A 22,180-nucleotide genomic window follows, 5' to 3' on the forward strand; every position below is an offset into this window, starting at 1 on the left:
CGACCTCTCCCCCTCTTATTTTAAGCAGAAAATCAATATGCTATTTTTTCTTTGGGTCTACTTCCAGGATCGTACCCCCGATATAACGCTGACCGTTGTCTTTGGTTATATAGTAAACGACCAGTACTTTGTTATTATCTAGCACAACCGGCCATGAATAGCCCACGTCTGTACCGGGTCCGTTATCATCACGAAGTATGATTTCCTCTGCGGTTGCAAAGTCTGTACATTCTGCATTTAAAATCCGGGCCCGTACGCCACAGGGTTTCTCCCGGTAACCGTATGTCAGAAACACGCGGTCGTCCGGTAGCCTTACAGCCGCCAGCGGGTGTCCGTAAAAACCCATCGGTTGCCATTTAAACGTTTTTCCACCGTCTGTAGAACGAGCGATGCAGGCGCGTGTTTCCGGGTTCTCGGTACGTATGAATGCGACTATATCTCCTTTAGGTGTCTCATAAACAGAAGCTTCATTGAATATGAATTTCTCATGAGTTGCCACGATACTTGCGTATTGCCAGGTCAACCCTTTGTCGTCCGAATAAAGCAGGTGATTGGATGTTTTTGTAAGCGGATAGTCATCCATGGCAGCCACTACCCAAAAAATTCTTCCGCTTTTACCTTCATACAAGGCTCCTCTGTTATAGGCAGATAACGGGTTTCCCATCGGGTCTTTATAGATTCCATCTTTCACTGCGGTAGGATAGATCGGTCCTTCCCATGTCTTGCCATTATCAAAGGAACGCATAATATATCCGCCCAAAGCAACCCAGCCTCCTTCGTGGTAGACAGGTTGCTCCAACTGGGCAATGGCATCTTCCCGGAGATGTGTCCAACCGTAGCTCGTACAAAGCAACGTTCCGTCTCTCAGTGTCAACAGACAGGGGTCCTGGGATCCTCCAAAAGGATGTGCATAAATTAATTCGGGATTTTTTGTCCAGGTTTCACCATCTTTGGAACGGACCATTACTAAGTAACTATTCAAATCGGTATGTGTCGGGTACGGCTCTTTCAACATGACCCTGTTAGGGGCACGGCGGAAGGCGACCAGATAATCATCACCGCTTTTTACAACAGAAGGAAATGCTACGTAAAACTGCGGGTCGTCGTATACAACCACATCTTTTATTTTTCGTACTCCCGGCTGTTTGTTCAACTCTTTTGCCAGTATATTGCCTGAAAAGCAGGAGAAAGCAAAGAGTATTATCAAAAATATTCTCATTTTTTTAGTATTTGTTTTGTATTATAGACTTCAATAATAAAATTTTGTACTCAATTTTTCTTTGAGAATTTTACTATTATTGGTCAGTTATCGTATCCCGGGTTTTGTTTTACCATGGGTTCTTTACTCATCAAATTATCGCTGATAGGGAATAATTTCAGATAATCTTTTCCTTTTTTATTCTGAAGAGACGGAACCAAATCGAACGCTTTGTCAAAACGTAATAAATCCCACCATCTTTTACATTCAAAGGCAAACTCCAACAAGCGTTCTTTCAGAATCACTTCATCATTATATTCTTTTGAACCGTTGACAAAGACATGTTTGTCGAAGTTTTCTCCATATGCTCTTTTTCTTATCTGGTTGATTTCATCGGAAGGATCCATGTCTAAGGCATTTTTCGCTTCTGCCATCATCAGGAGAACATCAGCATAGCGGTAAAGAATAACATGGCTCATAAAGTATCTGTGTCCGGATTCAACCAGTCCTTTCCCCTTCATACACACGCTTTGATAATATTCCCGGTTGCCAGCTTCGTCATAGGTATATATTTCATACAATGTGCCTGCCTTTCGGGTATCATCGGGATCATACGAGTCGACCAACAATTTCGTGGGGCAAGTAAGCGCCTGACCGCCGCCTGTCGGGAAAAGCATATTTCTGGTTTCATCATCGATATTTCCCGGAACGCCTGCCTGGATGATCCAAGTATGCCAATAGAAGTTATGATTTCTTTCGTCTTTCTGATAATGAGCACAAAATAGAAGTTCCGAGTTGAACTTATTGCTTACATCAAATATTTTACCAAAATCAGCGATCAAATCAACTCCCGGTTGCTTAACTTCCTTCAAAGCATTCAAAGCAATTGTGAAATCCTTTTCCCCTCCATTCAGCCGTTTTCCCGTCCAAAGATAAACATCACCTTTTAAAGCATTTGCCGCTGGTTTATTCCAATAGATTCTTCCACTGGCAGGCGCGCCGCTATTCGGATGGTCGGCAAAGAGTTCAATCGATTTATCGATATCACTTTTGATAAGTGTGAATACTTCTGCGACAGACGATCTCTCTTTGTAAAGCACTTTAGGATCTGTACCCTCAACCGGTTCGGTACGGATAATCAAGTCTCCCCAAGAGCGGACCATTACATAGTAGGCCCAGGCTCTCATCACATAAGCTTGTGCCAAATAATAGTTTTTATCTGCCTGGGAATTAAAATTGACACCTTCCGCATATTTGATAATCAAGTTACACGAATTGATTAACGAATAGAAGGTTTTCCACTCAGCCCCGACCGTTGCGGAGGTAAGCGTATTATTAAAATAAATATCATACCCACCAGCACTACCTGCTGCATTCAAACCAGTTGTCTCGGCACGGGATTCGCCCAATAAAAACAATTCTTCGTCAACTTCTCTCAAGTGAGTATACATTCCCTGAATTGCAGCCTTGATATCTTCTTCTGTTTTCCAAAACGAATTGCCACTGATTACACTCGGTAGTTCTACATCCAGCACATCACAACTTACTAACGAAGTAAACAAGACGGCTATTATTGCGTTTCTAATTATTCTGATTCTATTTTTCATAACGTCATGTTTTTAAAATGTAAGATTAGCTGAAAAAGTCACGTTTCTAGGCATTGCATAGCGCCCGTTATCGGTTCCTCCATCTTCAGGGTTCAGCCCCTTATAACTTGTAATATACAAAAGGTTGCTACCTGTTACGGATACACGTACATTACTGATTCTCGCTTTTTTAAATATCTCAGGCAAGAAAGAATAAGAAAGAGTCACCTCACGGAAACACAGGAAATTACCCTTTTCGTAATACATTGATCCGGGTCTTGCTCCCGTTGCATTGCACTGTGTGAAATTACCTCTGTAAAAACGAGGATAATCCGTTACATCTCCTTGCTTTTTCCAGGAGTATTTTACAACATCCTGCGTCATATTATTGCTTCCGAACAAAGTATAATCCATAAACATCCTCGCCCAGTTATAAATCGTATGTCCGGCTGTATAGTCTGCCCTTACATAGAAGTCGAAACCACTGAACGACAAATTACTGGAAACACCGCCCGTCCATTTCGGATATTGATTTCCTATATATATCCGGTCTTTCGAATCGATCTTACCGTCACCGTCTGCATCCAACCAATTTACATCACCTCCGAACTTTGTTCTGTCTTCAATAGTTATAAGCATGTCTTGCGGAGCTTTGGCTGCCTCTTCATCGGTTGAATAAACACCCAATTGTTTATATCCGAACATATCCCCCATAGTTCCTCCCTCCTGCAAGCCACCTTGCCAGGTATGTTGTTTTTTGGATGCATCCCATACATATTCACCTCCGATACGATTGTTTTCCACACCGTTTTCCGGTAATTCCAAAATCTTGTTCTTTACCCTCGATGCGTTAAACCCGATCGTCCAACTGCCATCTTTCCCAAAACGGAGTACTTCAGCATTGATTTCCAGTTCTACACCTTTATTCTCGAGGCTTCCCAGATTAGTATAAACCTCCCCCAGACCTGTAGATGGCGGCAACGTAAGCATTGTAATCAAATGATCGGTCTTTCTTCTAAAATAATCAGCCGTAATATTCAGTCGGCCATTCAAGAATTTAAAATCACCACCGATATCGAATGTCTTCGAGCGTTCCCATTTCACATCATTATTTGCCGGGATACTGATACGGATAGCAGGATTTCCGAAAAATGTCTGTCCCACACTATAATTACCGTCAGCGGCCCAATCGGCAAGTCCGTTGATATTACCGTTCACACCATAGCTGGCACGCAATTTGGCTTTCACGATTTTCTTCAGTCCGTCCGGATAAAAATTCTCCTGGTCAATATGCCAACCTCCCGAAACTCCCGGGAAAAATCCGTATCTGTTATTACGTCCTAAGTTAGAGGCGCCATCATAACGGGCGCTAAAGGTCAACAGATATTTGTTTTTGTAATTGTAATTAATTCGTCCGAAATATCCCATCATCTTATGCGTAGTACTCGAACTTGAAGCCTTGGTTCTTTCCGCAATACCGTTCACAGTCGTAATATTATCCGTAGCCCCGCCTCTACCGGCAGCTTCGATCGAATCGATAATACGTTCCGTATAATTCAATCCTAACATAGCAGACAAATTGTGATCTTCCCAAAACGTCTTCGTATAGTCCAGTACAGCGTCTGCCTGATAATGCGACCATTCGGTATGATAGGCAGAAGCCTCTCTCGTTTTTATCTGTTGACTCGGTCCATTCCAATACGCCGGCATAAAACGGTTTTTATCGGTATTCGTTTTATACAAGGCGATTTGAGGTTTGAAGGAAAGTCCCGGCAAGATCGTCCAGTCCGCACCCAACGACAACGTATAGTTCTCCGATTTATCCGTATATTTCGCAATCGACATAGAATATAACGGGTTACTCATCCCCCATTGCGCACCGGGAGCATACGAGCCATCCTCAAAATAAATCTTGGCAGTCGGGGCTAAACTAGCATTTCTGAAAAATGAAACATCGGTGCCGAAAGGCGATGAATGCGTTCTTGTATTGGAATAATACACTCTTCCCGTAACGTTCAAATTATCCAATACCTTTACTTCGCCATTAATATTGAAAGAAAAACGATTATAATCCGTTGCACGCAATGTTCCTTCGTTTTTCAGATAACCTATACCGGCCAGGAATTTTGCCCGTTCGGAACTACCACTCACTTCGGCGTGATGGTTATGTGAAAAGCCGGTGCGATAAGCCAAATCCGACGTCTTATTATCCTGGAATATCAATGTCTTAGAAGGATCTACAGGATCCGGCATGCTTTGCCAACCCTCATTCAGTTTATGTCGGTTCGAATCATTCAAATACTGTGTGGTGAATGCTGTTTGATTGGTTAAATCATTTCCTGTACCATAACCATGTGCCATCCCTAATTCGCTGCTTGCATCCGGGAATTTATCCTGCATGATCATACCCGTACGATGCATAGTCAGATAATCTTTAGCATTCGCCATCTTATATTTCTTCCCTATCGTTGATATGGTAAAGTCATATGAATAAGAAACCGAAGCCTTACCAGCCTTAGCCGACTTAGTCGTTACGATAACAACACCGTTCGAACCTTTCGCTCCGTAAATGGAAGTAGACGCAGCATCTTTCAATACTTGTATGGACTCGATGTCATTACTTGACAAATGATTGATGTCGTCGCGCGTAATACCGTCGACCACATATAAAGGAGCAGCCCCGTCCGGGTTCTGAATAGAAGTACCGCCACGTACAACAATACGGGGAGCTTCACCGGGTTGTCCGGAAGTACTTTGCACCCTCACACCGGAAACCGATCCTTGCAAAGCAGACGCCAGATTACCATAAGGCACGCTTTCCAACACCTTATTATCAACCTTTGAAACAGATGTCGTCAACAATTCACGTGATTGCGTACCATATCCGATCACGACTACTTCATCCAAAGCCTGTAAATTTTCCTTTAGAGTAATATTAAACTGGTTTTTCCCTCTAACGGATATTTCCTGACCGTCATATCCGATATAGGAAACTAGCAAACTACTGTTATTGCCTACTTTGAAAGAAAATCGACCATCCATATCCGTAATAGTTCCGTTAGTCGTTCCTTTCTCTGAAATATTGACACCGATAACAGGTTCGCCTCTTTCATCAACAACAACTCCGCTAACTTCTTTTTTTCCTGTCGATTTCGGAGTTTGCACAGAAGAAACAGTTATCAAAATTTTATTACCCGATACCTGATATTGAAGATTTCGTTTCGATAGTATATCAGTCAAAACACTTTTCAGTGACCGTTCTTTCACTGATACTGTAACGGGGGCTTTTCCCACAAGATCAGCATCCCGATAAGAAAAACGGTAAGTTGATTGCTTTTCTATTTCTTGAAAAAGACGAGGCAATGTGACATTCTTTAGTTTCAGGTTAACATTACCTGTTTGCGCATTCGCTGGTATAGTTGTTAAAAAGATAAAACTTAGTACAAGTAACAAGTTTGTTACACAAAAATTCGTACTTTTACATCTTAACTTAATTAAGTGTTGAATAACATTCATAATAAAAAATTTAAAGTTGACTTTTAGTTTTTTTACTGCTATGCCATCACATAGCTTCGCGAAACTGAATTCGACGATTTATCCGGAGAGCCTGCCCGCTTTCCGGATATTTTTTCTCTTTCCTATGTTTTCATAATGCTTATTTTTTTAAGATTAACACTCTATTTATTTGTCGCAAAAAGTTGAACTTCATTCCCTTTTATTTTGTAATCAAAACCATAGTGCACTTTCAATATATCTATAACCTCTTCAATCTCTTCCTTATCAAACACACCGGTATAGGTATCCTTAACAAGTGAGGAATCCATAATTTCAAAAGAGACACCATATTTCCGCCCTATTCTCTTTAATACTGCATCCATCGATTCAGACCTGAACACCAGTTCTTTACTTACCCAAGCAGTTTCCAATACATTCGAAGTCGTTATTTTCTTCATTGTCCCCGTTTTTTTATCATAAATGACTTTCTCGTTAGGAACTACATTCAGCCTCTCAAAAGGTGGACGAACAGAAGAAACAGTAACACTCCCCTGCACTAATGCCATTTCCAATATATCCTTATTTGAATAAGCATATACATTGAACGAAGTACCCGTTACTTCAATATCCATAAATTCGGTATTCACTACAAATTTCTTTTGCACGTCTTTTTGTACATCAAAATATCCTTCACCAGAAAGAGATACACGCCGGTCTTTTTTCCCAAAATCCTGTTTATAAGAAAGTATAGACTCTGAATTAAGCTTTACAGCTGTTCCATCCGGTAAAGTAATTGAAACCCGCTCTCCTTTTCCGACTTTAACTTCCATGATTCGGTCCGCCAACTGAGTAATTTCACGGTTATCTACATATAAATAAACTGACAAGCTTCCCATAATCAGAAATGCTATAGCCGCAGCAATTTGTCGCCAGTTAAATTTTCTAATTTTAGGAGCTGGTATTATGTTCATCTCCTGCCGGATACGAACCAATAAACTTTGGGCATCTTCAGACGATAAACTTCCGTTATTATCCCAACTATTCCAACTATCAAGCAATACAGGGAAAAGTTCCTCATCCGAATGATTATTGATTTCTTTCCTGAGTTCACGAAATTCTTTCCGACTAATTTGTTCAGTCTGATATTTCGTTAACCAATCTTTCAAATTTCTATATAATGATGTACTCATAAGCTGGAAATTTCGTTCGTTTATGAGTAATATCCTGAAAGGTTAAATTTATAACATACGCTTCCGCATGCTATAAAACATATTTTCAGAAATAAATCGTGAAAAGTATAAATAAATAGGAATAGTTGGATAATTCGTTGCGCAACACTTTCAATGCAGCTGAAAGTTGGTTACGCACCACTTGCTCCGTTATAGATAGCCGGGAAGCGATTTCTGTAACGGAAAGATTATATTCCTTATTCAAAACAAATATCTCCCTTTGCCGGGGTGTCAGTTTTTGCTTGGCAACTTCCAACTCTTTTAGAAAAAGGTCGAAATCATATTTAGCTTCTACGTTATCAGTCGAAATAAGTTCTTTTTTAAAATCCAGGTAATCCTCCATCTGCGGATGATTCAACTGACGACGAAGTTCTTTCAATAAAAAATGATAGGAGATAGTAAATAAATAAGCCTTAAAAGAGGCATCCGGATTAATACTCGTTCTATTAGACCAGATCTTTACAAATGTTTCCTGCACGACATCTTTCGCCGCACTGTCTGATTTCAAATAAGAGAACGCAAAATGGTAAAGTCTGGAGGCCCATAGGTTGTACAGAGCATTAAAACTAAACTCTGATCCTTCGGTTAACTCTTTTAATAATCTCCTTTCCTCTAGCATGCTTTCTCCATTTCCATATTAACGGTCACAAATATATAAAATAATAAACTTCATTCATCGGCAAATCAATTTATTGCATGTTCTTCTGGCAGTAAAAAAGTAATTTAAGCATGTAAATGAAAAAAGGATACCCCATGCTGTGAGATATCCTTTCTTCCATATTTTACTTCAACATTATTTGCTGAAATCCCTCGGAGCCGGAACCGGAGCCAACGGTTTACGGTTCTGAAGGTCTTTCATTACTTCTTCGATAGCCTTGTTCAGTTGCTGGTCTTCGCCATTCCATTCCTTAATAGGATCATTGTCGATCAGGATATCCGGGTCGACACCATGGTTTTCGATAATCCACTGACCCGTCTTCGGATCATAGCTGGTGAAGAAAGGTACACGGATATCAGTTCCATCCATGTAAGGCAACGGGCCACTAATGCCGACGATACCACCCCAGGTACGGGTTCCGATCAGCTTACCCAGTCCCAAAGCACGGAATCCCCAGGGGAACAGGTCGCCATCCGATGCAGAATATTTATTGATCAAACAAACCTTCGGACCCACCTGTACGGCATCCGGAACAGTACCGATATGGTTCGAACCACGACGCATGGTCAGACGATACGGTTCGCGGAAAAGACGTTCCAAGATCATCGGAGATACATTTCCACCACCATTGGCACGGTCGTCGATGATCAAACCTTCCTTATCCAGCTGAGGATAGAAATAACGGGCAAATTCATTTAATCCGTCTACGCCCATATCCGGAATATAGATATATCCTACACGGCCGTTAGTCGCTTTATCCACTTTCTTGATATTATCCTGTACCCAGTTGTAATGATACAACGAATATTCTTCAGCCAACGGACTGATCACAATTTTACGAGCTCCCCCCAATTCAGGCTTGCTGTTCAACGAAAGTTCTGTCGGGATACCGGCTTTACCAACCAACAAAGAATACATATCCTTTACACTGTTAGTCGGAATCCCGTCGATTGCAACGATAAACTCTCCGGCTTTCGCCTCGATACCCGGTTCTGTCAACGGAGAACGCAGGTCTTTACTCCAGGATGCTCCCGGTAATATCTTTTCCAGACGGAAGAATCCACTCTTGTCACGTGAAATCTCAGCACCTAACAGACCGGTCTGCACACGCTCCGGACGATCCAGTTCACCCGGATTCACATAAGCATGGCCGCAATTCAGTTCGCCAATCATTTCACCGATCACATAATTCAGATCCAGACGAGTCTTCACGTAAGGAAGAAGAACGGCATATTTTTCTTTGATCGCTTTCCAGTCCACACCATGCATGTTTTCTACATAGAAACCATCACGGTAAGCACGCCATGCCTCATCGAATATCTGTGCCCATTCTTTCGGATAATCCACCGTAATCTTCATATTGGAAAGATCGACTGCATTACTCAAATCAACACTGCCGGAAGGTATGTCGGTCACATAGATCTGTCCTCCTTTATAGAAAAGGGCTTTTTTACTTCCCGGAGTAACAGACATGGAAGCTCCGTCAGCAACAGTATCTTCTTTTTGTTTTTTCAAATCGTACACTTTTGTTCCGCCGCGACCATAATACCAGACTTTTTCGCCATCCGAATAAAAATTGCCATAATAAGAGCCCGGTAAAGGAAGTTTGATAATACGGTCGGTTATACCTTCCAGATCAATCTTTACACCGGTTTCTGTCGAAACATCTTTCTTATCTTTATCTTCTTTCTTTTTATCCTCTTTCTTAGCCGTTTCTTCTTTAGCAACTTTTACTTCGGCATCTTTCTGAAGGAATGGAGAAGGAGTATCTTTTTGAAGCAACGCCAGATAAACACCTCCCATATTATTATAAACATGGTTCCATTCCAAAGAGCCATAAGTCGGATTAAAGTCACGTGAAGAGGCGAAGATCAAGTATTTTCCGTCTGTACTGAAGGCCGGAGAATGAGAGTCGTACCATTTATCCGTAACAGGATATTCCTTACGTGCAGCAATATCATAAACATACACAATACTCACCTGATTTTCCGCCGGACGGCTATAAGTCAGCCATTTACTATCCGGAGAGAAGGTTACGTCGCGTATCTCCGCCATCGGGTTCTGAAACAATACGGTTGTTTTCTTTCCGACCACATCAAGCAGGTTTACCCGGTTCTTACGATCGGTATAAACAATTGATTTTGAATCGGGACTCCATTCAAAAGAACGGATATAAGTATCGTTATCTTTTGTCAGTTGAACAGGTTCACCACCAGTGGCATCCTGAAGATAAAGCTCTGTTTCGCCCGTGCCATCCGAAATATAAACAATATATTTTCCGTCAGGCGACCATTGGGCTTCACGGTCATGTTGTCCGGGCGAACGGGTAATATTCTTTGTCACGCCTTTTTCTACCGGGACATTAAACACTTCGCCACGAGCTGTAACCACCACACGCTCACCATCCGGCGAAACACTCGCTTCAGTCAGATAGCCGGAACCATCCTTTATTTCACTGCGGGCATAAATATTATCGGATGACAACGTCACATTCACCTTCTCAGGCTTTTTTGTACCGGCATCCATCTTATAGATATAACCACCGTTCTCAAATACGATCGTATTACCGTTGGCACTCGGGAATTTAACATCGTATTCCGTAAAGTCGGTTACTTTGCTCGTTTGTTTGGTCTTTGTATTGTAGACAAAGATATTCATAATACGGTCGCGATCGGAAATATAAAATATTTCATCGCCGATCCACATGGGGATAATATCCTGCGCCGGATTATCACTGATATTTTCGACTGATTGTTTTTCCGGATCATAAATCCACACGTCATCAGCCATACCTCCCTTATAATATTTCCAGGTACGGAATTCACGCATTACCCGATTATATGCCAAACGCTTGCCATCGGGTGAATAACTACAAAAACCGCCTTCCGGCAAAGGAATCACTTCGGAAAGGCCTCCTTCTTTATTTACAGTATAAAGTTTACCGGAAAATCCGTCGCTGATCCGGTTACGGTAAACAATATTCGTACCGTCGGGAGTCCAGTTCATTACAATATTATTCGGTCCCATACGGTCACCCAAGTCATCGCGCTTATTGGTTGCCGTATAAGTGATTCGCAAGGGTTCTCCACCAGTAGAAGGAATGGTGTACACTTCCGTGTTCCCGTCATACTGCCCGGTAAAAGCGATCGTTTTACCATCCGGTGAAAAACGGGGAAACATCTCATACCCGACATGCGAGGTCAGGCGTTGAGCTTCACCTCCTTTTGCAGGAACTTTATAAAGATCGCCGGCATACGAGAAAACAATCTCATTACCGTTCGTTGCCGGGAAACGCAACAGGCGTGCATCATCCGCTGCCATCATTAAGGCAGGAACACCGGCTAAAGCGAGCAAGGAAAGAATAAGTTTCTTGTTCATGTTATATTTTAGTTTAGTCTACGGGCAAAGGTAAAAAATTACATGGTACGGCAATATCATTTTGTTAAAAGAAAAATCCCCGACAGAATAACCTGCCGGGGGAATAAAATATAAATATAATAAAGGATTATGCTTCTTCTGTATTAATACCTTTCCAGACAAGAGCAGCGATAGCCGCTCCGAGGAACGGAGCTACGATAAACAACCATAATTGTGAGAGAGCTTCACCTCCCTGGAACAAAGCCGGACCGATACTACGTGCCGGATTCACAGATGTTCCGGTAATAGGAATACAAACAATATGGATCAAAACCAATGCTAAACCGATAGCGATACCGGCAAACTTGGTATTGGCACCTTTGGATGTTGAACCTAAAACCACCAGTAAGAAGATGAATGTAAAGACTGTTTCTGCCACAAAGGCCGGAACAAGATCATGGTAACCGTTTGCTCCGGTCAGTGTTGTCGTCGAACCGGAATCTTTAGCCAGAATAAACAGGATAGACGAGCCGATGATCGCTCCGATCACCTGGAATATCATATACATTCCCGCATCTTTTCCTGAAATCCTTTTGGAGAGTAACATACCCAGCGTAATAGCCGGATTAATATGACAACCGGAAATCTTACCGATCGTGTAAACCATCGTCAGAACGGCCAGCCCGAAAGCAAAAGCAACGCCCAACGTACCTACTGAAGAAAACGGTTGAACGGTTCCGGCAAATACTGCGCTACCACAACCCATCAGGACAAGTACCATCGTCCCGATCATTTCTGCTAAATACTTTTTCATTAGTGATCTAAATTTGTTTTTAAATAGTATTTGTAATAGGAATAAATAAACTATCTCGCCTTATTGACTATACTTCATTTATAAAACATTCGCTTATCTTGCTTTGTTTCGGCATTTTAGTTCCGTTTTTCGAACATAAAAAGAAGGAAGGAATACGATCTCTCTTCGTGCTGTTGAATTATACCCCCGGAACAGTTTTTATCAGGAATATGTTAAATATGACATTTGTATAAAAATAATCTCGTATTTTTACGGAAATTAATAAACGCATGAAAAAATTACTGATCTTAACATCGGCCCTTTTACTGACTGGGTCGGCATTTGCAGAGAACGATCCGCTATGGATGCGCTATCCGGCAATATCTCCGAACGGGGAAATGATCGCCTTTACTTACAAGGGGGATATCTATACCGTTCCGACAACAGGTGGTAAAGCTACCCAGTTAACAACCCATCCGGCCCACGACACACGCCCTGTCTGGTCGCCCGACGGAAAACAAATCGCATTCGCTTCCGACCGCAACGGAAACTTCGATGTGTTCATTATGAACAAAGAAGGAGGGGCCCCTACGCAGTTAACCGTACATTCGGCAAACGAATATCCGGAAACATTCAGCGACAACGACCATGTCCTTTATTCAGCTTCTATCCAGCAGGATGTAAAAGACAGCCAGTTTCCTTCTTCCCTGTTCGCCCAGATCTATCAGGTCGGCACCCAAGGAGGACGTCCGGAGTTATTTTCCTCGCTGGCTATGGAAAACCTGGCATTCAGTAAAGACGGAAAACAGGTATTGTATAACGATTTCAAAGGATATGAAGATCCCTGGCGCAAACACCACCAATCCTCCATTACCCGCGATATCTGGTTATGTACATTGGATAATGACCGTACATTCAAAAAGATTACCTCTTTCCGTGGAGAAGACCGCGATCCGGTATGGTCGCCGGACGGAAATGCCTTTTACTATCTGAGTGAAGAAAAAGGCAGCTTCAATATCTTTAAGAATGACCTGACCGGCAAGAGCGGCAAACAGATAACAAACCATACGACACATCCGGTCCGCTTCCTGACTTCCGACAAGAACGGTACTTTGTGTTACGGTTACGACGGTGAGATTTACACGGTCAAAGAAGGCGGACAACCAGCCAAGGTAAAAGTGAACATCATCTCCGACCAGATCGAAAATAATCTGATCCATCGCCTGATGTCGAGCGGGGCAAACAGTATTGCTGTCTCTCCGAACGGAAAAGAGGTTGCTTTTATCGTACGAGGAGATGTATATGTGACATCGGTTGAATATGAAACAACCCGTCAGATCACCGATACGCCGCAGCAAGAGCGTAATATAGATTTCAGCCCTGACGGTCGTTCATTGGTTTACTCGGCCGAACGCGGCGAAACATGGGGCATTTATCAAAGCAGCCTGGTTCGTAAAGACGACAAATATTTTACTTACGCACAAGAAATCAAGGAAGAACCGCTGGTAGTTACCGACAAAACGTCTTTCCAGCCTACTTATTCTCCTGACGGTAAAGAAGTGGCATTCCTGGAAGACCGTACCACTTTACGCGTCATCAATCTGAAAAGTAAACAGGTACGTACTGTTTTGGATGGTAAATACAACTATTCGTATGCCGACGGCGACCAGACTTATCAATGGTCACCCGACAGTAAATGGTTCCTGGTGCAATATATCGCTATCGGCGGATGGAACAATAAGGATATTGCCCTGGTAAAGGCAGATGGTAGCGGAGATATTACCAACCTGACCGAAAGCGGATACTCTGATGGTGATCCGAAATGGGTACTTGATGGCAAAGCGATGATCTGGTCGTCCGACCGTGCCGGTTACCGCAGCCACGGCAGTTGGGGTGCACAGGATGATACCTATATCATGTTCTTCGATGCCGAAGCATACGACAAATTCCGCCTGAGCAAGGAAGAACTTGCCCTAGTTGAAGATGAAGAAAAGGATAAGGACAAAGACAAGGATAAGGATAAGAAAGACGATAAAAAGGAAGATAAGAAAGATTCCAAAGCCAAAAAAGATGACAAGAAGAAAGATGATAAAGACAAGAAAGACGATGCGGACAAGCCTGTCGAACCATTGAAATTCGATCTGGAAAACCGTAAAGACCGCGTCATCCGTCTGACTATCAATTCTTCGAATATGGGCGACGCCGTGCTGACACCGAAAGGAGACAAACTCTACTATTGTGCAGCTTTCGAAAGCGGTTACGACCTGTGGGAACGTAACTTCAAGGAAAATTCAACCAAAATACTGATAAAAGGTGTCGGTGGCGGAAGAATGTTTGCCGACAAGAAAGGTGAGAACCTGTTCCTGGTATCCGGTGGCCAGCTGAAAAAGGTGGAGATCAAAGACAGCAAAACCAAAGGTATCCCCTTCAAGGCTGAGTTTTCTTATCGCCCGCCGCAGGAACGCGAATATATTTTCAATCATATATGGCGTCAGGTGGAAGACAAATTCTACGATCCGACGATCCATGGCATCGACTGGGAAGGATACAAAACAGCATATGCCCGTTACTTGCCGCATATCAACAACAATTACGACTTTCAGGAAATGTTGTCCGAACTGTTGGGCGAACTGAACGGTTCACATACAGGTGCCCGGTATTATTCATCGTCATCCGCTCCGGCTACAGCCTGCCTGGGTGCATTCTACGATAACAGCTATACCGGCGACGGATTAAAGATTGCCGAGATCATCGCCAAAGGGCCGTTGACATTGGCTGATACAAAAATCAAACCGGGTTGCATCATTGAAAAGATCAATGAGAAACCTATCAAAAGTGGTGAAAACTATTATCCGTTACTGAGCGGTAAAGCCGGAAAGAAAGTATTGTTGTCCGTCTACAACCCGGCAACAAAAGAACGTTTCGAAGAGCAGGTGAAACCGATCTCTTATGGCCAACAATCTAACCTGCTGTACAAACGTTGGGTAGAAAACTGCCGCAAGAAAGTGGATGAACTGTCCGGCGGCAAGATCGGATATGTACACGTTAAAGGCATGAACAGTGAAAGTTTCCGCGAAGTCTATTCCGAACTGCTGGGACGTTGCCGCAACAAGGAAGCGGTGATTGTGGATACCCGTCATAACGGCGGAGGCTGGTTGCACGATGACCTGGCTACGCTGTTGAGTGGTAAAGAATACCAGCGTTTCATGCCTCGCGGGCAGTATATCGGTAGCGACCCCTTCAACAAATGGCTGAAACCATCATGCGTACTGGTTTGCGAAGATAACTACTCGAATGCACATGGTTTCCCTTGGGTATACAAGACGTTGGGTATCGGTAAACTAATCGGTGCTCCCGTCCCGGGAACCATGACTGCCGTATGGTGGGAATCACAGATCGACCCGTCCATCGTATTCGGTATTCCACAGGTAGGCGTTCAGGATATGCAAGGTAATTACCTGGAAAACCATGAACTGCAGCCGGATATCGAAATCTACAACACACCGGAATCACAGTTGAAAGGCGAAGACCATCAACTGGAAGAAGCGGTAAAAGTAATGTTGCAGACAGTAAAGAAATAAAAATCAGAACATAAAAAAGGAGGTTGCATCAAAGTTTTTATTGATACAACCTCCTTCTTTTATACCCGTTTTATACCCGACAAACAGGTCGCTATTACAGATAAACAGAATAACGATTAATCCGGTATAGCCGTGCGAGAAGACCGAAAATCAAGTTTTTTGTATTTATCCTGCATTTCTTCGTCAGTTTCTTCCTTGTCGTTGGTGAAGAAGACAGGGGAGTTCTCGAAATGCCATGTTCCGACATAGTTCAATGTATTTTCGGCAACAGAAAATTTGAACAGGACTAATTCATCGGGACGTTGTTCTTTGCTTTTTATTTTCCGTTCGGTTTCCTGAATGGAATCTTCCCCCTTATAAATAGGCTCCATATAAGAACGGCCGCCATACCATTTGCTTTCGGTCCACCAATAATTCAGAATTGCATACGTCCCCGGTTCGATCAGGTAACAGAATTGATTTTCTTTCGAAGTCTTAAAGGTCGACTTCACCCGGAAGACAAGCACCTCGTTCGTTTCAATATTTATCAGCCGGATATCCTGAGGATAACCGCCACTTTTGAATTTCTTCAGTCGCTGAACAAATTCACCGTAAAAAACAGCTTGTCCTACAGGGATAGGGCCATCCGCAGCCGGCTTTTCCAGTCTTCGTGCCGGTTGAGCGGTTACACCGAATGAGATTATCAACAATAAAACGATCAGTAAGTGCTTCATAAAGGTTCCTACTCCATTTATTAATTTACATCGAACAGAAAAAAGAAACAAAGAACGGTACCGTAAAATCGACCAAAATGCCGTGAAAGATAGAAACGAATACCAGATCCTTTCCTGAATAACGCGTAATAATCGGTAATGTTGTATCCATCGTCGTGGCACCGCCGGCACAAATAGGAGCCAATCGCCCGAAATACTTGACAAACAACGGGGCGCCCAACAACGCCATAATCTCACGGATGATATTGGCGATCAATGCGATTGTTCCTAACTCCGTCGCCATCTGTACACCCAGCGACGCCTCTTTCAACTCCGTAATCAGGATAGAAGACAATGAGTAATAGGCAAAACCACTTCCTACCGCCAGGCAATCGAACACACTCCATTTGGTAATCAGTAAACTCACCAAAGCCGACGCCGTCAGCGTCCCGATAATAGTTGCCAACGGAACCAGCAACAGCTTGGGACGGATACTGCACAATATATCTTTCAACTTCTTATCACTCCCGATACTCAACCCGACCTGAAACATCAGCAGGTAAAGTACATACATGGTGATATCGTTCTTAACGACCACTTCCGGCAGATACCCGCTCCATCCGAGAATACAGCCCAAAGCGAAGAATCCGACTACAATCAGACTCCCTTTCATTCTCTCCTCCTTTCCTTAAAAAAGAAATGATAGACTCCCCAGGCGGCTAAAACACTTCCGGTCGTTCCGGCCAAGGCGATCAAGAAAGCCTGTCCGCCTAATGTTGTCAGGTTGTTTACAATAGCATCGTTGGCCCCCACCGAAATACCCAGCAGAAACAACAATAGCAGGATCGTATAAGAAATAGGTTTGCCTATCTTTTGCAGCAGTTCGACTTTGCGCAACAGATATCCTACGGCGATACCTCCGAACATGATTCCGATTACCGTGAACATAGTTTGTTATTTTTCCGCAAAGGTAACAGAAAGAGCCTTGCAGAACAAATCCGCAAGGCTTCATATTAAACACAGCAACATTACAACATAAAAGAAGATGTCAGCAAGAGGATCGTCAAAAGAACCAGTATGACCAACCCCAAAGCCGAAAAAGAATAAAACAGACGGAGGCGGCGTAGCTTTTTCTCCCGGGTGATCTGCTGTAACACCTTCAAGTCAAACTCTTTCCCTAAAGGCGGCAATGTCTCTGCTTCCGGTGTCAGAAACCATGCCTTATAAGGACGCAACTCAGGCGGTAATGCGTCTGACGAGAAAAAGTGGCGTAACTCCCGTTCTTCTTCAATCGTGGTCGCACATTCCCAGTATTTGTCTAATAACGATGTAATACGGTTATAATCCATATTATTTCTATAAAAGAGTTATCTGACGGTAAAACTTTCTGTCCGCTTCCGCTGTAAATTAATAGTATCCAGCGCCATATTACGTGTCACCATCAGGCAATAAGATGGAATGTCCTCTATCACAATCCAGGCGGCACGCTCTCCCCAAACCTTCAACATCACGTCCTGAACGATCTGTTCGGAACGCTCTGCATTTCCGGTGATCCTGTAAGCAACCCGCAACAGGTTGTCTTTTAAAGGCAGTATCCTTGTTATGAACTCATCTGTTTTCATCTCTGTTATATTAGACGAGACAGCCTGGTAAAAGGTTGCAGTTTTTTGTGACTTTTTTATTCATAAAAGGAAAAAGACCTGTATATAGTTCTTTTTCATTATATTTGTAGCTGTGCTAATTAAATAGTTTTAGTCCGCTAATTTTAAACTAAATCAAAATAAACAGTGAAGAAAACGATCTTATTCTTTCAGGTAGTCTTAGTTTGCCTGCTGGTAGGATGCAAGCCGGCTCCCAACAGTGGGTTATTAAGTGATGAAATCAAGTATGTCGACCCGTTCATAGGAACCGGATTCCACGGTCATACTTTCCCCGGTGCCACCCGCCCGTTTGCGATGGTACAGGTCAGTCCGGATACGCATATCATGGGTTGGGATGCCAGCAGCGGTTACCATTATGACGACCGCGAAATCTATGGATTCAGTCATACGCACCTTTCCGGTACCGGTATCGGCGACCTGGGTGATGTGGCTCTATTGCCTTTCTCCGGAGGCGATTCGATCAAACCGGTCGGACTTTTCAATAAAGATACCGAAAAAGCGACTCCGGGTTATTACGCCGTACGTCTGGATAACTTCGGTGTAAACGTGGAACTGACGAGTACCGACAAGGTCGGTTTTCATAAATATACTTACGATAATCCCAAAGACCGCCGCGTTATGCTCGACCTGGGACATATCCTGCAACCGAACTGGGGACACAAACTGGTAGACAACAGTTACCTGTTTGTTAACGACTCGACGGTAGAAGGTACAGTACGTACACAGGGATGGGCACATTTCCATTCGGTTTCTTACCGGATCACATTCTCTGAGCCGATCGAAACCGTTTACCAATACATCGGAGGCAAATTACGCCAGGATTCTTTGTTCCTGCGCATCAATACGGAAGAAGACCTGAAATTCCATTATAAGTTCCCGGAAAAAGCAGAACCTCTGTACGTAAAGGTTGCCCTTTCCATGGTTGATACTGACGGAGCCGAAAAGAATCTGGAAGCAGAACTTCCGGGATGGGATTTCGAAGCAACCCGCATCAAATCGGCTGAAATATGGAACGATGCCCTGAACGCAATCGAAATTCAGAGCGCTGACCCGACCGTAATGGTCAACTTCTATACGGCATTATATCATACGATGATCGCACCGTTCGCCTATCAGGACGTAGACGGTCGTTATCTGGGTATGGACAAAAAGGTGCATAAGGCGGAACCGGGATACGTTAATTATTCCGTATTCTCCCTGTGGGATACTTTCCGTGCCCTTCACCCGCTGATGACGATCATCAATCCGGAACTGGCTGCCGACTGGGGTAAAGTGTTGGTACAAGGATATAAAGAAGGTGGTATTCTTCCCAAATGGCCGCTGGCTTCAAGCTATACCGGCTGTATGGTCGGCTACCCGGCTGTATCTGTCCTGGCTGACCTGGTTTCCAAAGACCTGGCAGACGGTGACCTGAAAACATGGGCGGAAGCCGGTGCCCGTTCTTCCGTATACCGTGAAGACCTGGCAGAGAAGTTCAAAGGGACACGCGAGTTGGATCTGATTACCCTCCATCCGTACTTCAAAGAGAAATATGGCTTCGTTCCTGCCGACTCTGTTCCCGAATCCGTTTCATGGGGACTGGAAATGGCCTACGAAGACTGGTGTATCTCGCAAATCGCTGCCAAAGCAGGACTGGATTCATTGGCTCAGGCTTATGCTGCCAAAGGAGAATATTACAAACGTTATCTGGACCCGGAAACAAAAATGATGCGTCCGATCATGAGTGACGGTTCATTCCGTACACCGTTCAATCCGCGTTATTCAGCTCATATGAGAAGCGATTATACGGAAGGAAATGCTTTCCAGTGGAGTTTCTTTGCTCCGCACGATATGGACAACTTCATTGCTACCATCGGTGGCAAGAAAGAACTGGAAACACGTCTGGATACCTTGTTTACTACCTCTTCACAGGTTGACGGCGAACATGCATCCGGCGACATCACCGGCCTGATCGGCCAGTATGCCCACGGAAACGAACCGAGCCACCACATGGCTTACCTGTATAACTGGACAGATTCCCCATGGAAAGGCCAGGAACGTCTGGATTATATCATGCGCGAGTTCTATACAAACAAGCCTGACGGTATCATCGGGAATGAAGACTGCGGACAGATGTCAGCATGGTACGTAATGAGTGCCCTGGGATTCTATCAGGTTGCTCCCGGTATTCCGGTTTACACATTGGGCCGTCCGATGGTAGATCGCGCCTTAATTCACGTAAAAGGCGGCATTTTCGAGATCGTGGTTAAAAACAACAGTCCGGAAAACAAATATATCCGGACGGTTACTTTGAATGGAAAGGAGCTCGAAACCCCGTTCTTCTCACATGCCGAGATGGCGAAAGGCGGTAAACTCGTATTTGAAATGACCAATACACATCCATAAAAAGAAAATCATGTTACTGACAACAACAAACAACATCGAAGGGAAAAAGATTACCCAATATTACGGGATCGTTTCCGGTGAAACAATTATAGGAGCAAACGTATTCAAAGATTTCTTTGCCGGAATACGCGATATAGTAGGCGGACGAGCCGGTTCATATGAAAGCGTATTGCGTGAAGCAAAAGAAACGGCTTTACAGGAAATGAGCCAGCAGGCTACACGAATGGGAGCCAATGCCGTTATTGCTGTCGATCTGGATTATGAAACTGTAGGAGGAAGCGGAAGCATGCTGATGGTTACAGCTGCCGGTACCGCAGTTCGATATGAATAAAATTACGGATGGGGGGATAAAAGTCCCCCATCTGTTTCTATTCCCCTAAAATTCTTCTGACATGGTTCTTTAGTATATGAAAAGCCGGTGCCGCCATCGAGCCATGATCGTATCCATCCAATTCATAGATATAAGTCTCTTTATGCCCGGCCACCTTCATCATTCTCCAGAAATAAGCATTCTCTTCATAACGCCCCAACATTTCCATTTCGCGGTCGCCTGATACGATTATTAGAGGAGGAGCATCAGGACGGACATAATAAAGCGGAGCAAATTCATCGATACTGGGTTGCGTTTCCTTCATTCCCAGCGATTCCCGATAGGCAAAATGGCTGATAGCATGTCCACTGAAAGGTATAAGGGCAGCAATTGAATCTGCATCTATACCGTAAACCTGCAGCCATTTCTTATCCAACCCGATCATATTTGTCAGATAACCGCCCGCAGAATGTCCGGATACAAATATCCGCTGCCGGCTACCGCCATATTCTTCTATTGTTTTAAATGTCCAGGCCACTGCCGCAGCCGCGTCATCAATACAATCTTTAATCGAACATTTAGGCAATAAGCGGTAATTGACAGCAACGACAGCCAAACCACTATTCTTTAACTCTTCCGGAATAAACTTACTTCCACCGGATAAACCACCACCGTGGAACCAAACAACCGTCCCGAAGTCCTTCCCGTTTTCAGGATAATAGACGTCCAGCTTGCAACGTTCCAGACCATACGGGTCACCTGTAGTCCGGTAAGGGATATCTTTTACTACAGCATAATTAATACTCTCCTGTGCAGAAAGAATAGCAGAGATAAAAAAGAAAACAAATAAGATATAAGACTTGATCATAAAGCATTGATTTTGGGACAAAGATAAATGATATTATTATAAATAAAAAAGGAACCAACCTTACGATTGATTCCTTTCATTTGTTTGGAGTCTGTGACTCTAAAACGGCGGCTATCTACTCTCCCACTTTTACGCAGTACCATCGACGTGGTTGGGCTTAACTTCTCTGTTCGGAATGGGAAGAGGTGGATCCCCAACGCTATAACCACCTTAATACCTTTTAAGATGTTTGACCTGGACAACGCTACTTTATCAGTAACTTTCGCTTTGTCAGTATCTCTACTAACCCTGCTGATATATCAATCCTTCCTCTCGGAAATAGAAAGTCTCGGGCTATTAGTACTACTCGGCTTCGACATTACTGCCC

The 22,180-nt window shown here is 43.5% G+C and carries 16 protein-coding genes and 1 rRNA gene; 3 read left to right on the forward strand and 14 right to left on the reverse strand.

The features are described 5' to 3' along the window. Positions 1-40 precede the first annotated feature (40 nt). The 7 genes from HMPREF1535_RS06705 to HMPREF1535_RS06735 form a co-directional block, all read right to left on the reverse strand. Positions 41-1,219, reverse strand: a complete 1,179-nt coding sequence (locus HMPREF1535_RS06705) for a sialidase family protein (protein ID WP_046145659.1) — start codon at positions 1,217-1,219, stop codon at positions 41-43. A gap of 83 nt (positions 1,220-1,302) precedes the next feature. Next, positions 1,303-2,805 carry a RagB/SusD family nutrient uptake outer membrane protein gene (locus HMPREF1535_RS06710; RefSeq protein WP_046145660.1) on the reverse strand — a complete coding sequence of 501 codons (1,503 nt, stop codon included), beginning with the start codon at positions 2,803-2,805 and terminating at the stop codon, positions 1,303-1,305. 12 nt (positions 2,806-2,817) lie between these two features. Next, a complete protein-coding gene (locus HMPREF1535_RS06715) occupies positions 2,818-5,949 on the reverse strand; it encodes a SusC/RagA family TonB-linked outer membrane protein (protein WP_235438411.1) in 3,132 nt (1,043 codons plus the stop codon). 512 nt (positions 5,950-6,461) lie between these two features. After that, positions 6,462-7,469 carry a FecR family protein gene (locus tag HMPREF1535_RS06720; RefSeq protein WP_046145662.1) on the reverse strand — a complete coding sequence of 336 codons (1,008 nt, stop codon included), beginning with the start codon at positions 7,467-7,469 and terminating at the stop codon, positions 6,462-6,464. 85 nt (positions 7,470-7,554) lie between these two features. Beyond that, positions 7,555-8,127, reverse strand: coding sequence for an RNA polymerase sigma factor (locus HMPREF1535_RS06725; protein WP_046145663.1), 573 nt, complete (start codon positions 8,125-8,127; stop codon positions 7,555-7,557). 174 nt (positions 8,128-8,301) lie between these two features. Next, positions 8,302-11,544, reverse strand: a complete 3,243-nt coding sequence (locus HMPREF1535_RS06730; protein ID WP_046145664.1) for a S41 family peptidase — start codon at positions 11,542-11,544, stop codon at positions 8,302-8,304. A gap of 127 nt (positions 11,545-11,671) precedes the next feature. Then, positions 11,672-12,337: an MIP family channel protein gene (locus HMPREF1535_RS06735; protein ID WP_007655877.1), complete on the reverse strand. Its 666-nt coding sequence runs from the start codon at positions 12,335-12,337 to the stop codon at positions 11,672-11,674. Positions 12,338-12,606: 269 nt separating this feature from the next. Here HMPREF1535_RS06735 and HMPREF1535_RS06740 point away from each other — a divergent pair, with 269 nt between their 5' ends. Then, positions 12,607-15,897, forward strand: coding sequence for a S41 family peptidase (locus HMPREF1535_RS06740; protein ID WP_046145665.1), 3,291 nt, complete (start codon positions 12,607-12,609; stop codon positions 15,895-15,897). Positions 15,898-16,013: 116 nt separating this feature from the next. Here HMPREF1535_RS06740 and HMPREF1535_RS06745 read toward each other — a convergent pair whose 3' ends face one another. From HMPREF1535_RS06745 to HMPREF1535_RS06765, 5 genes are all read right to left on the reverse strand, one after another. After that, positions 16,014-16,610, reverse strand: a complete 597-nt coding sequence (locus tag HMPREF1535_RS06745; protein ID WP_046145666.1) for a restriction endonuclease subunit S domain-containing protein — start codon at positions 16,608-16,610, stop codon at positions 16,014-16,016. 25 nt (positions 16,611-16,635) lie between these two features. After that, positions 16,636-17,262, reverse strand: a complete 627-nt coding sequence (locus HMPREF1535_RS06750) for a LysO family transporter (protein ID WP_007655883.1) — start codon at positions 17,260-17,262, stop codon at positions 16,636-16,638. Then, a complete protein-coding gene (locus HMPREF1535_RS06755) occupies positions 17,259-17,537 on the reverse strand; it encodes a LysO family transporter (protein ID WP_007655885.1) in 279 nt (92 codons plus the stop codon). The genes HMPREF1535_RS06750 and HMPREF1535_RS06755 overlap by 4 nt, the downstream gene beginning before the upstream one ends. An 80-nt stretch (positions 17,538-17,617) precedes the next feature. Continuing rightward, entirely contained in the window at positions 17,618-17,938 is a 321-nt protein-coding gene (locus HMPREF1535_RS06760) for a hypothetical protein (protein ID WP_010801408.1), read from the reverse strand. Positions 17,939-17,956: 18 nt separating this feature from the next. Then, a complete protein-coding gene (locus tag HMPREF1535_RS06765) occupies positions 17,957-18,211 on the reverse strand; it encodes a sigma factor (protein ID WP_007655888.1) in 255 nt (84 codons plus the stop codon). Positions 18,212-18,376: 165 nt separating this feature from the next. Here HMPREF1535_RS06765 and HMPREF1535_RS06770 point away from each other — a divergent pair, with 165 nt between their 5' ends. Together HMPREF1535_RS06770 and HMPREF1535_RS06775 are read left to right on the forward strand one after the other, a co-directional pair. Then, positions 18,377-20,635: a GH92 family glycosyl hydrolase gene (locus HMPREF1535_RS06770; RefSeq protein WP_007655890.1), complete on the forward strand. Its 2,259-nt coding sequence runs from the start codon at positions 18,377-18,379 to the stop codon at positions 20,633-20,635. 10 nt (positions 20,636-20,645) lie between these two features. Next, positions 20,646-20,966: a YbjQ family protein gene (locus HMPREF1535_RS06775; protein WP_007655892.1), complete on the forward strand. Its 321-nt coding sequence runs from the start codon at positions 20,646-20,648 to the stop codon at positions 20,964-20,966. Between the two features lie 37 nt (positions 20,967-21,003). Here the strand turns inward: HMPREF1535_RS06775 and HMPREF1535_RS06780 are convergent, their stop codons facing one another. Both HMPREF1535_RS06780 and rrf read right to left on the reverse strand, forming a co-directional pair. Further along, entirely contained in the window at positions 21,004-21,813 is an 810-nt protein-coding gene (locus tag HMPREF1535_RS06780; RefSeq protein ID WP_007655894.1) for an alpha/beta hydrolase, read from the reverse strand. 102 nt (positions 21,814-21,915) lie between these two features. Then, positions 21,916-22,026: ribosomal RNA gene (rrf, locus tag HMPREF1535_RS06785) — 5S ribosomal RNA — on the reverse strand. Positions 22,027-22,180: the final 154 nt, after the last annotated feature.

The sequence above is a fragment of the Parabacteroides goldsteinii DSM 19448 = WAL 12034 genome (assembly GCF_000969835.1).
In the GTDB taxonomy this organism is placed as follows: domain Bacteria; phylum Bacteroidota; class Bacteroidia; order Bacteroidales; family Tannerellaceae; genus Parabacteroides; species Parabacteroides goldsteinii.